The 21,515-nt window shown below is 62.1% G+C and carries 4 protein-coding genes; 1 reads left to right on the forward strand and 3 read right to left on the reverse strand.

The window, feature by feature from the left end; genetic code table 11:
- Positions 1-8: 8 nt before the first annotated feature.
- Positions 9-704 (forward strand): TetR family transcriptional regulator, encoded by a 696-nt coding sequence (locus ROSMUC_RS04055; RefSeq protein WP_075571712.1) that lies wholly within the window; start codon positions 9-11, stop codon positions 702-704.
- A gap of 313 nt (positions 705-1,017) precedes the next feature.
- On the opposite strand, the gene ROSMUC_RS21720 is transcribed toward ROSMUC_RS04055, so the two are convergent.
- The 3 genes from ROSMUC_RS21720 to ROSMUC_RS04065 all read right to left on the reverse strand — a co-directional run bounded on the left by ROSMUC_RS21720 (position 1,018) and on the right by ROSMUC_RS04065 (position 21,454).
- On the reverse strand, positions 1,018-1,296 hold the full coding sequence (locus ROSMUC_RS21720; protein WP_146005666.1) for a response regulator transcription factor: 279 nt from the start codon (positions 1,294-1,296) through the stop codon (positions 1,018-1,020).
- A 237-nt stretch (positions 1,297-1,533) separates the two neighbouring features.
- Positions 1,534-18,006 (reverse strand): VCBS domain-containing protein, encoded by a 16,473-nt coding sequence (locus ROSMUC_RS04060; RefSeq protein WP_052115253.1) that lies wholly within the window; start codon positions 18,004-18,006, stop codon positions 1,534-1,536.
- Positions 18,007-19,177: 1,171 nt separating this feature from the next.
- Positions 19,178-21,454: an adenosylcobalamin-dependent ribonucleoside-diphosphate reductase gene (locus tag ROSMUC_RS04065; protein WP_037270405.1), complete on the reverse strand. Its 2,277-nt coding sequence runs from the start codon at positions 21,452-21,454 to the stop codon at positions 19,178-19,180.
- Positions 21,455-21,515: the final 61 nt, after the last annotated feature.

The raw sequence follows: 21,515 nt of genomic DNA on the forward strand, positions 1-21,515 counted from the left end.
GAACGCTTATGAGTAATAGAATTTCAGCAGTCCCAGAGGTCGCGCCCAAGAGTGAAGGTCGGAGCGCATCGCAAACCAAAGAGAAGATATTGCTCGCAGCGATCGAAGAGTTCTGCGAGCATGGGTATGCTGGTGCAAGCACAACGAGTATTGTCAGCGCAGCCGGCTGCAATATCAGGATGCTCTACCATTATTTCGAAAGCAAAGATGGCCTCTACCTTGCCGCTCTGACGCGCGTCTACCAACATCTACGCAGCAGTGAAGCCTCTGCGGATTTCTGGAATCTGCCCCCGAGACAAGCAATCATCGCCCTCACACATTTCACCTTTGACTACATGGTAAAAAACCAGAGTTTCCCACGCATGATTATCAACGAGAACCTCAACAAGGGGCGCGCAGCGGTCAGTATTGCCGACTCAATCAGAACAGCATCATCACCATTCATCGCCAAGATAGATAAGTTGATTTCGCAGGGTCATACATCGGGCGAGTTTTCCCACCGGCCAGATGCGCTTAATCTCTACCTCACAATTCTGGGCCTCAGCTTCATTCACATCACCAACAGGTTCACTCTTACAGCGACTTTTGGCGTCGATATGTCCTCAGAGGTGTTTCTCTCAGAGCGCAGGGAACACATCACGCATACCATTTTGGCCCTGCTGTCTTGCGGCATCAATAGTGAACGCAAAGGGTTGAAAGTTTAAGAGAACTGTCCAAAAGGCCCATCTTTCAGGCATCTAAGGCTGTTTCTACCGTTCTGGCGGAGCTTACCGTTTTGCGCAACTTTGCCAATTGGCACAGCCGGAAATTAACTACAGCCTTCAGTGCCCTGATAATAGTTTGAGACGAGCATCTGTTTCATTGGCCATACTAAGCGTGTGCTTTGTGACCAGCTGATCGGAAGCCGGGAAACCCTGCCATCGGGCGGCGCAACGTTGGGGGCGGATCAAGTTGGAGCAGACTCTACATTACAGTGAGGGATTTCGCGGGAGGCAGGTCAGCGTGCGCGGCCAAACCTCAGATTATTCCACGATCTCGCGCTTTAGATGCCGGTTGGACCTGAGTGGAGACACCATGTTTTCGATATAGGATTCGAACATGCGTCTGAACCGGGGAGAGTGAAATCCTCATGACACGTGCTGTTTGCTCGTAGGTAAGTCCCTTTGCGATAAAGCGAATTGTTTCAGTTTCGCACTCTGAAAACGGAGATGCCTTAGGCTGTTGATTGTCACTGAGAACTGACCCGGCGGGAGTGCGGCAATGAAGATCAGCAAATCGCGCGGAAGATCGCGACATTGAAGCAGTGACGCCATTGCTGCGATACGCCGATCCTCACATAGATCGATTAGTGTCCCTATGTCATGCCCTGCTGCATCGCAGATCAACGGCGGTCGCCATTGCACGAGCAGACTGCATTCAGCCTCGACATGCGCGGTTGGAAAAGCGCGCGGGGTCTTGCCTTGCATTTCATGCGAGAGCCCGAGTCCGGGGAGCGCGTGGGGCTCTCTCGCAAGAGTCCCACGCCGTCTTTAGTTACGAGAAGAGATCGAGCTCGCTGGTTCCCAAGCTGGTGACATCCTCGAACAGGATCCGAAGCGTGCCGGTCGCGTTGAAGCTCAGTTCGAGGGCATCGGCACTCACCGAGACATTGCTTGTCAGCGCCGCGTCGTTGGCGTCGATCACGCCGTCCCCGGTTACGTCGAAATCCGAGAAGCTGTTGAACCCAGCCTGCAGCCCGAACACCCGTGCCACATCACCGCCGCCAAAATCGGTGATCACGTCCTCGCCGAAATTGTCGCGGAACACGAAGAGGTCCGCACCCGCCCCGCCGGTCAGCTGGTCAAATCCGTCGCCACCGTCGATCGTATCCTGACCCGTGCCACCATCGATCACGTCTTCGCCAGCAATCCCGAGGATTCTGTCGTCCCCACCGAGCCCACGCAGGACGTTCGATCCCACGTTACCGACCAGCAAGTCATTGCCCGACCCGCCCACGACATTCTCGAAGCCCGAAATCACATCGCCCGTCGCAAACCCGCCAGACGCGGTGTTGTTGAACAGACGCACCGCCACCCCGCTCGTGTCGAGAGAGTAGCTTAGGGTGTCGGTGCCCGCCCCGCCGATCAGCGTATCCGCACCGGTCGCAGAGCGTATGAGGTCATCCCCCGTCCCACCGTCCAGCCGATCGCCGCCGCCGAGGCCACTTAGCGTATCGTTACCACCCAAGCCGCGCAGGTCGTTCGACTGACCGTCGCCGAGCAGCACGTCACTGCCTGCCCCGCCCACGACATTCTCGAAACCCGAGATCACGTCGCCCGTCGCAAACCCGCCAGACGCGGTGTTGTTGAACAGACGCACCGCCACCCCACTGATGTCGAGAGAGTAGCTCAGTGTGTCGGTATCCGCTCCGCCGATCAGCGTATCCGCACCCGCCGCTGAGCGGATCAGGTCATCCCCTGTCCCGCCGTCGAGTGTATCCCCGCCACCTAGGCCGCTCAACGTATCGTTACCACCCAGGCCGCGCAGGTCGTTCGACAGACCGTCGCCGAGCAACACGTCATTACCCGACCCGCCCACGACATTCTCGAAGCCCGAGATCACGTCACCTGTCGCAAAGCCACCCGAGGCGGTGTTGTTGAACAGACGCACCGTCACCCCGCTCGTGTCGAGCGCGTAGCTCAGCGTGTCGGTATCCGCCCCGCCCGCAAGGCTGTCAGCCCCGCCGCTGCCTTCGATCGTGTCGTTTCCGCCTCCACCGGTCAGGGTATCATTCCCGAGACCGCCAGTGAACTGATCCGCAAACACACCGCCGACAAGCTGGCGGCCAAGATCGTCTGCCGTGACGACTTCCGCCGCGCCGTTATCCTGCACGGCGATCGAGATCGTGCGCTGCAACGTCTCAATCCCGTCACTCACGGTGAAGATGACATCGTGGCTGCCCTGCTGCTCGAAGTCGAGGGCGAGGCCGTCATTGACGATGATCTGCCCGCTCGAAGTATCCGCGAAGGCGAACCGCCCCCCGGCATCGTCGAGCATCGTGAAGATCAGCGTGTCCTCGTCCTCGTCCGTCGCCGCAATCGTGGTGACCACGCTGCCCGTTGCCGCAAACTCTGCCACCGCCGCATCCGACGGCACCACAAGCTCTGGCGCATCGTTGACGTTCGCCACCGCATCGGTCGCCGCCGAGGCCACGCTCTCAGGCGTGCCCTGAGCATCGGTATAGGAGGCCACCACGGTGATCGCCGCGCCGACATCGGCCTGACCCAGCGTGTAGGTCTCGCCCGTCGCCCCGTCGATATCCGCACCATCGCGCTGCCACTGGTAGCTGATCGTGCCCAGACCATCCTCATCCGTCAGGTCGTTCGACGCCGTCAGGGTCTGATCCTCTTCCGCCAGACCGCTGATCGTCACCGTGCCAACCGGCAGGTCGTTGACTGGAAGCAGATCGAGACCTGCGGACGCCGTCGCCGTCAACCCGCCATCCGAGACGGTATAGGAGAAGGTCACCGCGCTGTCGTCATTGGCCCCGGGCGTGAAGGTCCAGGTGCCATCGCCATTGTCAACCAGAGATCCGGCACCGCTGCTCAGGGTCAGATCGGTGATCGTGAGCGTATCGCCCACATCCACATCGCTCGCACCGACCAGCAGTTCGGCCTCGGTGATCACGCGCACCTCATCCTCGTTCGAGGCGGTGAGGGTCACATCAACGGCCCCGGGCGCATCATTGTCGCCTGTGACATTGACCGTCACCGTGGTCGAGGACTGAGCCGAGCCGCTGTCCTGCACCGTGTACTGGAAGCTCGCCGTCGTGGACTGACCACCGGCCAGGCTCTCGGGCGCGGTGAGCGTGTAGTCCCCGTTCGCGTTCAGGTCGATGACAACGCCATCTACAGTGGTGATCCGGAACCCGCCCAGCGTCGCAATGGCGGTGGCTGTGACCGAGCTGCCGACGTTCACGATGGTGGGTGTATCGTTCACATCCGCATCGATGTCATTGGCCAGCAGGTTGCCGGTCACGCTTGCGGCGGCGTCCTCGGTTGTCGTGATGGTATCGGCCTGCGCCTGGATCGCATCATTGGCCCCGGTGATGGTCACCTGGACCGTCGCCGTCGTGGACAGATTGCCGTCGGAGACAGTGTAGGTGAAGCTGTCAACCGCCGTCTCACCCGCCGCAAGCTGGTTGAAGCGCGCGGTGGAGGAGGTGAGGTTGTAGAAGAGCTGGCCATTCTGCTGAAGCGTGACCTCGGCGCCCCAATCGGTGGTGATGACGCCCGCCGAGGCGCCAACCACAGCGGTGCCGCCGACAGGCTCTGTGCCATCGGCCACATCTGCCACTTGCGTGACGGTCAGCGCATCGCCATCGGGATCGCTGTCCGCCGTGCCAAAGGTCAGCACGTTGAACGCCGAGGCAAAGGCCCCTTCTGAGACGCCGAAGGCATCGTCAACAGGTGTCGGGCTGTCATTCGAGGCGGTGATGGTGACCGAGACAGTCTGTTGCGCAGCCGAAGCCCCGTCACCGTCGGTGAGGTCGAGCGTGATGTCGCGCGACGCCACGGGGGTGTCATCGGTGGTGGCATAGGTCAGCGCGTTGATCACGGCCTGCACGTCAGATGCAAAGGCTGCGGCCAGGAAGCTGACCGAGAGCGTGGCGGTGCCCTGCCCGGTCACGCTGCCGACCTCGGTGCCACCCACGGAAACGGTGCCGCTTGCGACACTGACCACGCCGGAGGTGTCGAGATCCAGCAGGTCGGTCGCATCGCCGCCCGTGACGGCGGCGGTGAAGGTGCCGCCCGCGTAATCGAGCCCATCCACGTCGATCAGCGCGGCGGCGTCAGCCACCAAAACCGGTACGGGGGCAGCATCGTCGACGGCCTCGACATGGGTTGGGGTCACCTGGCCCGCGACGTCGATCTCGGTTGCGTCGTTGACCGCATCGACCGTGACATTGACCGTAACGGTATCGGTGCCGCCATTGCCGTCCGAGACTTCGACGGTGAAGCTGTCGGTGCCGTTGAAGTCTTGCGCGCCCTGATAGCTGTAGGTGCCGTCGGGGTTGACCGTGACCGTGCCATTGGCAGGCTCACCCTCCGCAGCCAGCGTGAAGGTTAGATCGTCCTCCTCGACATCCGACGCCAGAACGGACCCGGTGATCGCCGTGTCCTCGTCGCCCGAAACCGCGAGATCCGAATTGACCTCGTCAATCACCGGCGCGTCGTTGACCGCATCGACCGTGACGTTGACCGTAACCGTGTCGGTCAATTCGCCGCTGTCGGTGACCACCACGGTGAAGCTGTCGGCGCCGTTGAAATCGGCGTTCGGCGTATACTCGTAGGTGCCATTGGAGTTGACGATGACCGACCCGTTCGTGGGCGCGCCGCCGTCGGCAAGGGCGAAGGTGAGAGTGTCACCCGCATCCACATCCGTCGCCGTGACCGAACCGTTGAGGACCGTGTCCTCGTCGGTGGTCACATTGGCATCCTCCTGTGCGACCGGAGCCTCGTTCACATCCGTCACCGTCAGGGTGAAGGCCCGTGTCGCATTCGGACCGCTGCCAAACTCGGCGTCGTTCACGTTGACGGTTACGTTATACGTGTTATCGGCCCCGGTATCCGCCGGCATCTCGAAATCCGGCGAGGAACCGATGTAGTGCAATTCCAGCCCCGAGGTGCCATTGACCACAATGAAGGCGCTTGCATCATCACCGCTCAGCGTCACGTCATTGATGCCGAGCGCATCGTCGGTGATCGTGATATCCGCGACCTTGATCCCGGTCCCGATGGCGGTGTTCTCGGCCACGGTCGTCTGAGCATTGTCGAGGGTCACCGCCGTGGGCGCCTCGTTCACATCCGTGACCGTGACGGTCAGGGTCTGCGTTGTGGGCGTGGTAGAGCCATCGTCGGCCTGAACCTCAACGGTATAGACATTGCTGCCCGCGACACTGCCCGGAGCCTCGAAATCTGGCGCGCTAACGAAGCGAAGCTGATTGCCAACGAGTTCAAACGCCCCGGCATCCGCGCCACCCGTAATCGTGAAGCTGATGTTTTCAGGTGCCGTATCCACATCCGTGGCCGCCAGTGTCACCACATCGGTGCTGTTCTCGGCGACGCTCTGCGATGCATCGATAGTGAAGACCGGCGCGTTGTCATCCGCATCTAGGATATTGATGGTGAAATCTTCCGTCGCGGTCGAACCGTCCTCGCTGGTCGCCTGCACGGTAATGGTGTGGCTGATCTCGGTCTCGAAATCGGGGCGTACCGCCCCCGGAGCGGTCGAGAGACGCACTTCTCCCGTAGTCGCATTGATTTCAAAGATGCCACCGGCATCATTGGTCAGGCTGTAGGTGACACCGTTCGTGGTCGCGTCCGCATCGCTGGCAAGCGCGGTAATGCCCACCGCCGTACCGGGGGCCGCATTCTCGGAGACTTCGTTGTCACCGGTATTGACATCGACCGGAACGGTTACGTCGAACTCGTCCACATCGTTGATCGTGATGGTGAAGGTCGAGGTGGTGCTCGCCGCGCCGTTTGTCGGCGTTGCCTGCACCTCGATGGTCAATGTCTCGTTTGCTTCACGGTCGATCGTGGCCCCCGAGGCGACCGACACGACGCCTGTGTTGGCGTCGATTTCGAAGGCGCTCTCCCCCGTGCCGCCCGTGATGGCATAGCTGATCGCACCAGAGGTGACATCCGCATCGGTCGAACTGGCGGTGATGCCCACGGTGCCCGAGGTGGCATTTTCATCCACAGTGCCGCCTACGTCACCGTCTGCATCCACCGGCGCGGTCGTCAGGTTGTCGTCCACATCCGTGACGTTGATGGTGATCTCCTGCGTATCGGTGCCGCCATTGCCATCGTCCGCCGTCACGGTGAGGGTATGGGTCAGCGCCGTCTCGGCATCGAGCGTCTGGCCCGCCACGAGAGAGAGATCTCCTGTGGAGGCGTTGATCTCGAACAGTCCCGCTTCGTTACCGCCGGTGATGCTGTAGGACAGAACATCGCTCAGGTCCGCATCCGTGGCAGAGGCCGTCGCGATGACGGTCACGTCGTCGAGGTCTTCGGCGACCGTCGCCGAGGCCGCCGCCGAGGCCACCGGGCTGTCATTGGTGCCAGTGATCGTGATGGTGACGGTCTGCGTGTCGGTCGCGTTGGCCTCGCCCGACTGGTCATCGGCGGTCAGCGTGTATGTGACCTGCAGCGTCTCGCCCACCGCGAGGAAGTCGAAGGACGCATCGCCCGCCGCACCCGAGGTGAAGATCCAGCTGAAATCGCTGCCCGCGCCATCCGCGCCGAGCGTGACGCTGGACGTGCCCGCCGTCGTGACCCCGGCCCCTGCGGCCAGCGTCATCATGGATTGCAAGTTCACAGTCTCGGGCACCAGCCCACTGAACGTGCCACCGGTGACGGCCGCCTCGCTGACCGAGATGGTCACGTCATCGCTTGTATCCACATCCGCAACCGACAACGTTCCTGCGGTCGTGATCGTGGCGTCCACGGCCCCGTCGGCCGCTTCGGTTACCGCGCCGCTGTCGGCCAAACCGCCGCCAAGCGCCCCGGAAATCACTGGCGCATCATTGGTGCCAATGATCGCGATCGAGACCTGCTGCGTCACCGATCCGCCATCGCCATCGCTGATCGAGATGTTGTAGAGCTGCGGGCTGGCCGAGAGCGCCTCGCCCTCAGCGAGGGACTCGAGTTCCGCATCGGGGATGACGAAGCTCCAGGTAAAGGTGCCTGCATCCACCGTCTCGCCCGAGGGCGAGAAAGAGATGGTACCGGCAAAGCCGGGCGCGGCCGCCACAAACCCGAAGGAGGGCGTGCCGGTGCTGTCCACATCCGCGAAGGAGATCGTGCCGGACACGGTGACGGTGCCACCCTCGTCGGCCTCGGCCTTTTCTTTGGCGGTGACGTTGACCACACCTTCGGTCGCCCCCGGCACAGTGCCGGTGACGGTGGGGTCGTCATTCACCCCGTCGATGTTGATGGTGATATTGGTCTCGTCGAACGCGCCCTGCGGATCGGTCGCCCGAAGGGTGGTGGTGATGGTCGGGTCCTCATCCGCCCGCAGGCTGTTGATGCCTGCATCGTCGGGCTCAAAGCTATAGGTGCCATTCGTCTGCACCGTCAGCGTGCCGAGCGCGACACCATTGGTGGGAACGGTGGTGACAACGGTGCCGCTGTCACGATCCAGGTAGAAGGTCTGCGACGTGGCGCCCTCGCTCACCGTCTGGCCCGCGATGGAGTATTCCATCCCGTCCTCGTGGCCGGTATCGCGGTCTGCGGCGGACAGAGTCCCACCTTGGGCGGCAAAATCATCGGCCGCGTCGGTATCGGTAATGCTGATTGCATCCACCGGTGCCAATTCGGGCGTATCGTTGGCCGGGTCGATCGTCACGCTGATCGTCGCGGTATCGGTTCCTCCCTTGGAATCCGTCACCTCGACGGTGAAGTCCTCGTCGATGTTCTCGCCTTCCGGCAGGGCGTTGATCGCCTCCGCATCGGGGGTGAAGGTGTAAGAGCCGTCCGAGAGAACGCGCAAGGTACCGTATGTGCCCGCGATTTCGGTGTAATCGCTCAATCCGTCATTACCGCTCGTCACCCCGGTGCCGGTCACGACATAGGTGAAGCCAGCATTGTCGGCATCGACATCCGTCGCGATCAAAGTTCCGTCGAGCGTGGCGGTCAGGGCGTCATCGGCGGCGGTCTCCGCCACCGTGCCGATATTGACATCGGCCAGAACCGGCGCGTCATTGATGCCTTCAACCGTGAGCGTGAGTTGACCGTTCGTATCGGCCAGCGACCCGCTGTCGATTACGGTAAATGCCACCACAACGGAAACGGTGTCCGTCGCATCGAGCGGTTGGTAGAGCGCCGCATCGGTATCCAGCGTGAAGACGCCGTCCACGTAGCTGATGCCAGCCTCCGCCAGCGTCTGCGGCACGCCGTTTACGGTCACGGCGGTAAAGCTCAGCGAGGAGGGGCTGATATCGCCATCCACATCGCTGGCAAAATCCGACAGGGACAGCTCGTCCGTGTCCGGCAGGCCCGATACGATGGTAAAGCTGAGAGGCGTGTTTTCCAGCACGTTCCGCAGGATCGTCGGCATCTGCGCCACCGGCGCATCATTCATCGGGGTAACGGTGATGGTGACCGTATCGGTATCGTTCAGCGCGCCACCCGCGCCGGTGTTGCCACCGTCATCGGTGGTCATGGTCAGCGTGACATCGCCGTTGAGATCCTGCGCCGGGGTAAAGACCGGTGCAGTCATGCCAGCGAGATAGGCGTTGATATCCGCGAGGGTGCCCGAAAGCTGGACGGACTCCCCCCCTGAACCCAGAACAGTGACACCGCCCGCTTCGCTTGCCGCGATGGTCCCGTCACCCTCACCCACCGACAGCGTCACGGTGATCGCGCCCGTGGCCGCATCCACATCCGCGACCGACAGGCCGGTCAGTGTGACCGAAGTATCCTCGTCCGTGGTGTAGCCTGTCGGCACGGTGTTCACCGGCGCGTCGTTCACCGGGGTGACCGTGATGTCGAACGAATCCGAGATCGTGTCCTCGCCGTCCGAGGCAATAACGGTAACGGATGCTATTCCCACGTCGCCGTTCTCGGGCGTGCCGCTCAACTCTCCTGTCGTCTCGTTGATGCTCAGCCATGTTGGCGCACCATCGCCGAGGCTATAGGTCAGCACATCACCATGGATCGTGTCGTCATCGGCAAAGTTGCCCGAGACATCGAGGCTGAACGCCGCATCCTCAGCGACGCTTGTATCAGAGATCGGGCTTGCCACGACAGGCGCATCGTTGGTGTTGTTGACGGTCAGGTTGAAGGTATCGGAGACCGTCACAGAGGAGTCGTCGGTTGCGATCACGGTCACCTCGACCGTTCCCACATCGCCGTTTTCGGGCGTACCGGTCAGAATTCCGGTATTCGCGTCGATGCTCAGCCATGCCGGCGCACCCTCGCCAAGGCTGTAGCTGAGGCTGTCGCCATGGATCGTATCATCGTCGGCGAAGTTGCCGGACACATCGAGGCTGAAGGCTGCGTCCTCGTCGGTGCTGGTGTCGCTGATCGCGACCGATACGACCGGCGCGTCGTTGACGTTTGTCACGGTCAGTTCGAACGTGTCGGACACGGTGTCGTTACCGTCATCGGTGGCGATGATGGTTACGCTGTTGACACCGACATCGCCATTTTCAGGCGTCCAGCTGATCACGCCGGTGGTTGGATCAATCGTCAAACCCTCCGGAGCCCCTGCCCCCAACGAGAAAGTCAGCGTGTCGGTCACATCCAGATCGGCGAAATTACCCGAAACATCGAGGCTGAAGGCCGCGTCTTCAGCCGTAGTCTGATCAAGGATCTCGGTTCCAACCGTCGGTGCATCATTCGCGCCCATGACGGTGACACGCACAACCTGCGTGTCGGTCGCCATGCTGCTGTCGGTGGCCGTCAGCGTATAATCCAGCACAAGGCTTTCGCCTTGGTTGAGATAATCGAACACACCCGGTGCGGCGGTGAAGCTCCAATTCACGACATCGGTCGTTTCGGTGGCGTTCAGATCGCCGCTCACGCCCATCAGCGCGAGCAAAGTTGAGTTTTCGATGCCGTTGTCACTGCCCTCGAAGACCGCGACACCGGTAACGACAACACCCACCGTATTGCTCAGGTCCACGTCCGAAAGTGTCAGCGTTCCCGTTGCCGAAACTGAATCCTCGCCCGTGCTGCCGAAGGCGGTGTCCATACCACCAGAGGCATCGAGAACCGGTGCATCGTTGGTGCCGTTGATCGTCACCTCGATCAGTTGCGTATCGGTGCCGTCGACCGAGGACACCGTGATCGTGTCGGTCAGGCTCTCACCGACGCCAAGCGCCTGAACCGCCGCCACGCCATTGTCGAGCGTGTAGGTCCAGTTGCCATTGGCATCCATCGCGAAAGTGCCATAGGCATTGCCGCCCGGGGTTCCAGCCTCGACCGGCGTGAACACCGCCTGACCGTCATCGGCATCGGTAACGGTAAGTGCGCCGGAAACCGTCTGGAAGGTGGTCTCGCCATCGCCATCTTCGGTCACCGCACCCGTCGCGACACCCGCGATGGTGGCGGCATCATTCGTGCCGGTGACGGTGAAGGTCAGCGTTTCGGTATCTGTGCCGCCATTGTCATCCTCCACCGTCACGGTGAAGGTGATCGCCAGTTCTTCACCCGCATTCAGGAAGTCGAAAGCACCATCGGTGATGGCATAGGTCCAGCCAACGGTATTGCCGAGGGCGTTGGAGGCATTGGCCGCATCCGCGTCAAAGGTCAACGTGCCGGTCGGGCCAGCATATTCGGCAACAGCTTCGCCGCCGCGGGCCACGCCCGTCACTTCCGCCGTCACCGTATGGGTATCCGCCGTGCCGCTGCCATTGAGCGCGGCCATGTCGGAGATGTCGACATCGTCAAACGTGATCGTGCCGGTCAGGGATTGGCTGTCGACCGAGCCGGTCTCGACCGTGCCCGCATCCTCGGTCAGCGTGGTGGCACCCGTGGTCCCGGTGATCACCGGCGCGTCATTGGTGCCGGTGAAGGTCAGCACGATGTTGCGGCTCGTGGTCGCCGTGCCGTCCGAGATCGAGACCTGATATTCCTGGGTGAACGTCTCGCCCGCGGCCAGATTGTCGAGCACGGTGTCGTTGAGGTTGAAGTTGTAGAAAACCGACCCGGCATTTGCGACATCGGTGCCTGTGGGCGCAAGGAAGCCCGCCGAGAAGGTGCCGACATAGGCCGAGAGCGGTGCTGCCCCCGCGCCCTCGCCCTGCACCGCCTGCGTGATGACCTGCAAGTTGGCGATATCGCCCGGATCGACGTCATTGAAGGTGATCGAGCCTGGGACGGTGTCGCGCGGGGCGTTATGGCCTGCGTCGGCCGCTGTCAGTTCGGTCACGTCCGCCGCGAAATCCGCGCCCTCGATGATATAGGGCGCGTCATTCGCGCCATTCACGCGGATGGTGGTGGTCACCGTGTCAGTGGTCGTGGTGATGCCGTCCGGCGAGGTGGTGGTGACGGTATAAGTCAGCGCCACGTCAATGAATTGGCCATCGTCCAGCGCGTCAAATACGGCTGCGTTGCGGTCGAAGGTGACGGATTCCGCCCCGGGCGCGCCCAGAGTAAAGGCTGCCTCGGCATCCGCTGCGGTGAAGCCGGCGGGAATGTTGCCCGAGGCCAACACGCTCGTGGTGCCGGTGATCGTGCGGACATCGTTGGTGTCGGGTTCGGTGACGTTGGTCACCCAGATTTCATCGGCGGTATCGGTGCCCTCGCCCAGCAGGTTGATGGTGACATTTGCCGTCGGCGTGGTCGCCTCTTGATCGAGAACGCGGGTCACCGGGTCGATCACAAGTGAGTCGCCTTCGACAAAGGCGTTCACTTCGTCCGCCACAACCGTCGGCGCATCATTGGTGCCGGTGATCGTGATCGTCACCTGCTGCACGGTGGAGACAGAGTTCTCGTCCGCGCCGGTGCCGTCAGACCCTTCGCCATCATTCACCGTCACGTCGTAGACAACGGTCAGCGTCTCGCCCGCGCCGAGGAAATCGGCAAGGGTGTCGGCAAGAGCGAAGCTCCAGTCGACCTGCCGCGCGTCGCCCGTGTTGATCGTCGCCGCGAAGGCCGCGTCGAGCGCTGCCTCGAGCCCGGCGGGCAGCGGCGTGACGGAAGACGGAGTCCCCCCGTTGTCGGCCCCGTTCTCGTCGGTCCAGGTCACCGAGGCGCGGGTTGCGGAAACCGAGTGCACATCCGAGGCGTCGGCATCGGCGATGCTGAGCGTGCCGGAGGTTTCAAGATTGCCGCCCATAAGGTCGGTTGACTCGGTCAGGCTTCCAGTGGCGCTGTCGGTGCCTTCCACAACGATTTCCGGCCGGTCATTGGTACCATTGACCGTGACGGTCACGGTCTCGGTATCTGTGGCGTCGCCGTCATCGGCGGTGACCGTGTATTCGAGGGTGATGCTCTCGCCCGCGCCGAGATAGTCGAAGGTCTCTGTGCCGCTGTCGAACGTCCACGTCGCCTGACCCGAGGCATTGCCCGTGCCAGTGGTCAGTGGGCTGCCGGCGGTGATGCTCAGCATGGTCTGCAACGCAAGGTCATTCGCATCGAAGTCGCCCAGCGTGCCGGTCGCCGCCACGCCCGTCACTGTCAGGCGCACCGAGTCATCCGCATCCACATCGGACAGAGTCAGCGTGCCGGTCGTGGTGAGGTTCGCCGCGTCAGATTCCTGGACGGACTCCGCCTGGGAATCGCCGGTCTCGACCGTGATCACGGGCGCGTCGTTGGTGCCGGTGACGTTGACGGTGACGTCGAGTTCCGAGTAGCCGCCCAACCCGTCGGCCACACGAACGGTGAAGACGTCTGTGACGCCTGCCCCTGCGGCGAGCGCCTGCGTGTCCGGGTCGGCGTCATTGAGAAGGTAGGACCAAGTGCCGTCATTGTTGAGCGTCAGGCTGCCATAGGTGCCCACCGCCTCGGCGGCCGCGCCATTGGCGACGGAATGGGTGATCGCCCCCCCATTCACGGCTGTGATCGACCAGATCGCCGCATCATCGGCTGTCGTTGTCGTGTCGTTGCCGTCGACATCCGAGACCGTGAAAGCACCCGAAGCCGCGTTGTCACCCACAACGCCTTCGCCTGCTTCTACCACGGCATTGTCCGCAACGGCGCTGCCGTCCACCGCGATCACCGGCGCGTCATTGGTGCCGTTGATGGTGATCGTGACATCCTGTGTCGTGACAGCGTTTCGGCTGTCGGTCACCGTCACGGTGAAGGTTTCCTCGACGGATTCCGAGTCGTGCAGCGCCTGCACGTCCGGATCGGTGTTATCCAGCGTGAAGGTCCAGTTACCGGAGGCATCGACGGCAAAGATGCCGTAGGTGCCTGCGATCGTCAGGGCATCGGTCTGCGACTGGCCGGCAGCGGTGTCGGCACCGGCACCCCATGTCAGGGCCGTGCCGCTGATGCCATCCTCGGCATCCACATCGTCGGCGCTGAGCGTGCCGGTGGCGGTGGTCGGAGGGGTGTTGATCGCGGCATTGCTGCCATCGACGCCCTCTTCCTCGACGGTGCCCGCATCCTGACCTTCGCCAACGGTGATCACGGGCGTATCATTGGCCCCGGTGATGTTGACGGTGAGGGTGGAGGTGGCGGTGTCGTCCGCATCCACACCATTCGAGATCGTATAGTTGAAGGTTTCGGAGGCGGCCTCGCCCGCGTTCAGCGCCTGCGTTGCCGCGCGTGTGTCATCGAGGACGTAGCGATAGCTCCCATCGGCGCTGACAAAGAGCGTGCCATAGGTGCCGTCGATCTCGGCTTCGCTGCCGGTGCCACCATCGAATGTCAGTTCCGCCTGCGCATCGGCCCCATGCGATCCGGAGACGACCGCCAGATTGGCCGCCTCGCCATCATCGGCATCGGTCCAGTTGCTGTCAGCGGAAAGATTGCCGGTCACCTCACCGGTGCCAGCCGTGCCGTTGTCCACGCCGCCGGCCTCGGCCACGCCGTTTGCCGTGCTGCTGGCCACAATCTCTGGCACGTCATTGCTGCCGGTGATGGTGATGGTCACGACCTGCGTGTCGGTCTCGTCCACGCCCGCGCCGGAATCATCCGTCGCCGTGAGAGTGTATTCCAGAACCAGCGTTTCGCCGTCGGGCAGGAAGTCGAAGGGCGAGCTTGTCTCATCGCCCGCGCTGAACTGCCAGGTGAAATCCGAGCCGCTCAATTCGGGATCCGGCGACGCATTCGCCGCCAGCGCTTCGCCAGCCACGACCTGCATCATCGCCAGAAGAGTGGCGTTGTCCGGGGGAGTACCGGTAAATGTGCTGGCACCCGCAACAGCCACCGACGTCACATCCACCGTCACCGTGTCGCTGGTGTCGGTATCCACCACGTTCAACGTGCCCGAGGCGCTCAGCGACTGGTCGCTGGTGCCGTCGTCGACAACCTCGGTCAGCTCCGCCGCGACCGCCGCGCCGGAAATCACCGGGGCGTCGTTCGTGCCCTCGATGGTGACCGTCACCCTCTGGGTAAAGCTCAGGCCGCCGCCGGTCTCGGCCACGGTGACGTCATATTCCTGCACGATGCTTTCGCCAGCGGCCAGCGCGTCGATGATCGCCATCTGGGTCGTCTGCGTGCCTGCGGGCAGCGGCGCGCCGATGGTGAAGCTCCAGCCCACCGTGCCATCGCCATCGCCCTGAATCGGATCGGAAAAACCAGCCTGGAAGAAACCGAGGAAACTGCCATTGGTGCTGGAGATGTTATTGACGGTGACGGAATGGCTGTTGGCCACGTCGTCGTCATGCACGGTAAAGCTGCCGCTGGTCCCGAGGGGTGGGGTGTTTTCACCGACGACATTGTCGTCGCGCTCCATCACCTTGCCCGTGACCTCGTTGAGGCCACCGCCCAGTTCCGGCGCGTCGTTGAGATCGCTCAGATTGACGGTGATGGTCGACGGGGTGGTGTTGCCCGCATTGTCGGTGCCGATCACGTCGATGGTGATGGTGGGGTTTTCCTCGAAGTCGAAAAAGCCGCGCGCGGCCTCGGTGTCGATGATCCGGAGGGCCCAGTCGCCGCCGTCTGCGACGATCTCGACCGCGTCATAGACCCCACCGGTGCCGTTCAGCGCATAGGTGGTGCCATCCGCGCCCGAGAGCGAGGCCAGCACGATGGGGGTGCCGCCGGTGTCGCCCGCGTTCTGATCAGAGATCTCGGCGAGGGGGACGGCTTCGGTCTCGCTCGCAGTCGCCTCGGTGTCGATTGCGGTGCCGGTGGAGGCACCCGTTACGGCGCTGAGCACGTTGCCCGCCGCATCCTGCGCACCCGAGATGTCGACGGTGATGTCGGACAGATCGACGTCCTGGTCACTGACGGTGTAGGTGATCGAGAGCGTCAGCCCGTCCATGGACCACAACCGGCCCGTCTCCGTCAGGCTGCTGGCGGCATTCGCGATGGTGACGGCCGGATCGACGGTGGTATCCATCGCCTCGGTGAATGTGATCGCGAGCGTGACGGTGTTGCCCACGTCGCCCTCGTTGATCTGCCCGTCACTGGTCTCGCCGGTGATCGTCACCGTGTCGATCAGCGGCGCGGTGGTGTCGAGATCGAAGCTGTTGGCCAAGACCTGAGCGGTATTGCCCGCCGTATCGGTCACATCAAGCGCAACGGACAGCGTACCGTCCGACAGTTGACCCATCTGCGTCTCGTTCAGCGTGATGGGGCTGGTGGTGGTCGAGTCCACATTGATAACAACCGGCGTGCTGCCCTCTCCGGTCGAAGTGATCGTCAACGTCCCCGCCGCATCCGCGTCGATCCCGCCGAAGGTGACCTGAATCGGCTCGGCCGCGTTGAACGTGCTGTCGCCGCCCGCGCCCGCAAAAGCAACCGAAAGCGCAGGGTCGGCATCCGCCGTGGTGTCGATGGTCACTTCGAGAGCCGCCGAAAGCGTGCTCACATTGCCCGCCACGTCGACGCTGCGCGCGGCAATGGTGTGGGTGCCCGCACTCAGCCCGGAGGCTTCGATCAGAACGGTGCTGGCCCCTGCTTCGAGCAGGAAGCTGCCGACAACCGCATTGCCGTTGCTTGTGTCGATCAACTGGATCGTATCGGTCAGGTTCAGACCGGCAACGCTGACCTCAAAGGTGGGCGTCGTGTCATTCGTCAGGTTGTCGGTCTGGCTGCTGCCGCTGTCAGAGGCCGAGACCAGATCTGGCGTGCCCGGGGTGGTCGGGTTGGTCGTGTCCACGGTGATGAGCAGGGTATCAGAGAGGGCACTGACATTGCCCGCAACATCCGTCGCCCGCGCCGCGATGGTATGCGCGCCCGGGATCAACGCGCTTGTCGTGATCTCGGCAATGCCGCCCGTCTCGGCGCCTGTCACGGTGTAGGTGGCAACCACGGTCACCGCGCCGAATGTATCGACCAGTTCCACCGTATCGCCTGCGGCGAGGCCTGAAACATCCACGTTAAAGCTGGGCGTCGTGTCGTTGGTCACGTTGTCGGTATCGCTGCTGCCGGTGTCGGAGGCGGCCAGAAGATCCGGCGTGCCAAGCGCGTCCGGCGCGGTGGTGTCCAGCGTGAAGGTGAACGCATCGCTCGCAGGGCCGGCGTTGCCAGCCGTGTCGACCTCGCGCACGAAGATCGTGTTCTCACCCTCGGTCGGGGTCGGCGCGATTGCCGACCACGTGTTGCCGTCGGTCGAAAATTCCACAGTGTTGGCATTGTCGGCGGGCGTCGCTGTGAACGCACCAACGCTGGTAATCAGGTCATTGCCATCGGTGCCGGTATCATTGTTGAGCGTAATCGTCGGCGTGCCGGCAGGGGCCGTCGTGTCCAGGACGATGGTCAGGGCACCGGAGAATGTACTGACATTGCCCGCAGCATCGATGCTGACTGCCCGGATATTGTTCGTGCCGTTGAAAACCGACGCTGTGATCTCGGCAATCCCGCCCGCCTCGTCGCCCGTGACAGTATAGGTGCCGAGCACATTCGGATCGAAGGCGTCATCCAAAAGTCGCACAGTATCGCCTACGGCGAGGCCCGAAACATCTACGTTAAAGGTGGGCGTCTCGTCGTTTGTCAAGTTGTCGGTCTGGCTGATGCCGCTGTCGGAGGTCGAGGCCAGATCCGGCGTACCGGGGGCGGAAGGCGCGGTGGTGTCGAGGACAATGTCGAGATCGCTGGTAGCAAATGGGGGAACCGAAAAGGGCTCGTCAGAATCTTCGATGAAACCTGTGTATCCCGTGATCTCGAGGTCGGAGACATTGTCCCCCGGTAGCACAGTGTAGCTGAACACCAGTGTGTTGGTGCTATCCCCCGACACATAGCTTGCGGTCCGCCCTCCTGTCAGGCTCAGCGCGGCTTCTAGACCGGGTAGTCCCACGGCCGTGACAACCGGTTCCGAAAACAGCACCGTGAAGGTGATGACATCCCCGGCGTTGAAGGGCGAGGCGGGGGTGAAGGTGGCGGATTGGAAGGTTGCGGGCATGGTGGTCTCCTGTGACGGGGCGGTCCGGGCTGGCGGACACTTTCAAGGGGATTAAAACGGGGAGGGCGCAAGCGGGACCGGGTCCCGCGTGCGCCGTGCGATCAGGATTTAAGGAGAGCGCAGCAGCGCGGAACGACCGGCCTCGCCGGTCGGGCGACCCTGACGGGCAAGCCAGGGTGAAACGGTTGAGTAATGGTCATGCTGTGGGTCCTCGACTGATCAATCGTCATTCTTTGCCATCTGAGGCAGTGAAGTCTTGCTGGCGGTATGGAAAATCAGGCCTGATGCATCGGCGGGTGTAGGGCGGTCAAGCCACCGGGAAAATTGAAGGTGCGGCGTGAAAATTTGTAAACTTAATTGGACACTCGATGCTTTTGAATAACTTTTGCAGCATTGGTAATGGGCCCTTCCTAAAGAGTAACGTTGCAAAGATAGAAGGAACGATCGTTTTAAAACAAGGTATTATCTTTCGATTTTCCCATCATTATCAACGAAATATTGCTTGCATTCTGAAATTGACCGAGGATTCTGCAACCCTGAGTTTTGTTAAAAATTAGCGTGCATCCTAAGGTGTAAATAGTTTGCAACCATAGGTATAAGCTTCTGTAAATCAAAGTTGTCAGGCTTGTATCTGAGAGAGAAAGTCGGCGCATCTCCCCTGACTCGCTTGGTGCCGTGGCGCGTTTCTGAGGCTGGGGATATACCGTCAGCGCAGCGTTCGCCCCATGGCAATGGCGTGGCACCAAGAGCCGACCTGGCCCACGGCCAACCCCTGGATTGCCAGACGCTTTGCCAGGTAATTCTGGAACCCCGGGTCGACGAAATCTCCGCAGGCAATTTCACGGACGAGGCCACGCGCGCGCCAGTCGCTCAGGCGGTTGATACGGTAGACCCGAAGCCATGGTCGCGGTGAGATGGTCTCGCTGTGGGCGGAACGAGATTCTGCCGCTTTCCCCTACTCAAGGCTGCTGGCGTTGGACCATGGTCTTTGACGCGATCACCGTCCTGCGGGAACGCATTGATGAAGACGGGCAGTTGTGCGTGCGTCACGGGGATCAAACGAGAAACGCCGCCCTGTTGAGGCGGCGCTCTCTTTTTGCGCGTTTTTCGCGGCTCAGCCGCCAGTGGAGGACAGTTTCACCAAATTGCCTCTCCTATGCCTGTCATATCATCAGGCACATTTGCTGTGACCACAGCTTGCACAGGTCATGCAGCCTTCGATCATGCGCATGTCGTATTGGCCGCAGGCGGGGCAGGCGGGGGTTCTGCGGGGGCTGTCCAGACCCGCGACCTGTGTCTGCGGGTCTTCCTTGAGGCCCATGCCCTCTCCTTCAAGAAAACCGATCTGCACCATATGCTGTTCCAGCACGCCGCCAATGGCCGCCAGAATACTGGGAACGTATTTTCCCTGCATCCATGCCCCGCCGCGCGGGTCGAACACCGCTTTCAGCTCTTCCACCACAAAGGATACATCCCCGCCGCGCCGGAACACCGCCGAGATCATCCGGGTCAGCGCCACGGTCCAGGCATAATGCTCCATGTTCTTGGAGTTGATGAACACCTCGAAGGGCCGGCGATGCCCACCCAGCACGATATCATTGACGGTGACATAGATCGCATGGTTGCTGTCGGGCCATTTGAGCTTGTAGGTGGCCCCTTCCAGCTCCTTGGGCCGGTCGAGCGGCTCGGACATATAGACCACCTCGCCGCCGGTGGCGGGAACATCGCCGCGCGTCTCGCCGGGGGCCTTGTCCGTGGTCTCGGACACGCTGAGAACCGATCCCGTCACATCATTGGGCCGGTAAGTTGTGCACCCCTTGCAGCCCAGATCCCAAGCCTGAAGATACACATCCTTGAACGCCTCAAAAGAAATATCCTCGGGGCAATTGATGGTTTTCGAAATGCTGCTGTCCACCCATTTCTGGGCCGCGGCCTGCATCTTGACGTGATCCTCGGGCGGCAGGGTCTGGGCGTTGACGAAATGCGCGGGCAGAGGCGCATCGCCCATCTTGTCGCGCCACATCTGCACGGCATAATCGACCACCTCTTCCTCGGTGCGGCTGCCGTCCTTTTGCAGCACCTTGCGGGTGTAGCTATAGGCAAAGACCGGCTCGATCCCCGACGACACGTTCCCGGCATAGAGGCTGATCGTGCCGGTGGGCGCGATACTGGTCAGGAGTGCGTTGCGAATACCATGTTCGGCCACGGCGGCGCGCACATCCTCGTCCATCGCCTGCATCGTGCCAGAGGCGAGATAGGCGTCACGATCAAAAAGCGGAAAGGCACCCTTTTCCCGCGCCAGATCGACCGAGGCCAGATAGGCCGCCCGCGCGATGGCACGAAGCCACGCCTCGGTCTGTTGCACCGCCTCGTCCGAACCATAGCGCAGCCCGACCATCAGGAGCGCATCGGCAAGCCCCGTCACACCCAGGCCGATCCGCCGCTTGGCCTGCGCCTCAGCGGCCTGGGCGGGCAAGGGAAAGCCGCTGACGTCGACGACATTATCCATCATCCGCACAGCCACGCGCACCAGATCGCTCAGCGCCGCCTCATCCAGACGCGCATCCGTGGCAAAGGGCTCTGCCACCAGCCGCGCAAGGTTGATCGACCCCAAGAGGCACGCACCATAGGGTGGCAAGGGCTGTTCGCCGCAAGGGTTGGTCGCCGCGATCGTTTCGCAATAGTTCAGGTTGTTGGCGGCGTTGATCCGGTCGATAAAGATCACCCCCGGTTCGGCGTAATCATAGGTGGCCTGCATGATCCGGTTCCACAGATCGCGCGCCTGAACGGTATGATAGACCTTGCCGTCAAACTGCAACTCCCACGGGCCATCGGCCTTGACTGCCTCCATGAAGGAATCGGTGATCAGTACCGACAGGTTGAACATGCGCAGCCGTGCCGGATCGGATTTCGCGGCGATGAACGCCTCGATGTCGGGGTGGTCACAGCGCATGGTCGCCATCATCGCACCGCGCCTGCTGCCCGCCGACATGATGGTGCGGCACATCGCATCCCACACATCCATGAAGCTGAGCGGCCCGCTTGCATCCGCAGACACGCCCTTGACCTCGGCCCCCTTGGGCCGGATCGTGCTGAAATCATAGCCGATGCCGCCGCCCTGCTGCATGGTCAGCGCCGCCTCGCGCAGATTGTCGAAAATGCCGCCCATATCGTCGGGGACCGTGCCCATCACGAAACAGTTGAACAGCGTCACCTTGCGCGCCGTGCCGGCACCCGCAGTAATGCGGCCAGCGGGCAGAAATTTGAAATCCTCAAGGGCCTGATAGAACCGCTCTTCCCAGACCTGCGGTTCATTTTCGACCACAGCCAAAGCACGGGCGATGCGCCGCCAAGTGTCTTCGACACTGGCGTCACCGCCATCGCCGTTTTTGAACCGGTATTTCATGTTCCAGATCTGTTCGGAAATAGGGGCAGCAAATCGGGTCACGGCGGTCTCCATTGGCGGGCAGAGAACCACAATAGCTTGAAGCTGCCCGTATTTCCACTAC

The organism is Roseovarius mucosus DSM 17069 (assembly GCF_000768555.3).
GTDB lineage: Bacteria > Pseudomonadota > Alphaproteobacteria > Rhodobacterales > Rhodobacteraceae > Roseovarius > Roseovarius mucosus.